The following is a 336-nucleotide window of genomic DNA, read 5'->3' on the forward strand; positions in this document are numbered from 1 at the left end:
GCTACATTAACTTCTTGCTTAACAGTTGTAGTTGATAAAACATTTTCATTAAATTTTAACATGTAAATCTCCACCTTACTTTTTATTATAATATATGTCTTATAAATTTTTATTTTCCGCTTGTTCCACTCATGTTAGTTGTAGCTGATCCACTTCCAACATTTACTCCTACACAACAACAGCATGTACAACAACAGCATGCTCCTGGTGCTACATTAACTTCTTGCTTAGCAGTTGTAGTTGATAAAACATTTTCATTAAATTTTAACATGTAAATCTCCACCTTACTTTTTTATATAATATATGTATTATAAATTTTTATTTTCCGCTTGTTCC

At 28.9% G+C, this 336-nt stretch carries 1 protein-coding gene; it reads right to left on the bottom strand.

Going from position 1 to position 336, the window contains the following annotated elements; translation table 11 throughout:
* Nucleotides 1-109: 109 nt before the first annotated feature.
* Nucleotides 110-271 (bottom strand): streptolysin S family TOMM toxin, encoded by a 162-nt coding sequence (locus GBZ86_RS16870; protein ID WP_152892557.1) that lies wholly within the window; start codon nt 269-271, stop codon nt 110-112.
* Nucleotides 272-336 lie beyond the last annotated feature (65 nt).

It is taken from the genome of Clostridium tarantellae (assembly GCF_009295725.1).
GTDB classification, from domain to species: domain Bacteria; phylum Bacillota; class Clostridia; order Clostridiales; family Clostridiaceae; genus Sarcina; species Sarcina tarantellae.

Excerpts from the sequence above, each read along its gene's own strand:
- GBZ86_RS16870 (WP_152892557.1), bottom strand. The coding sequence starts at position 271 with ATGTTAAAATTTAATGAAAATGTTTTATCAACTACAACTGCTAAGCAA.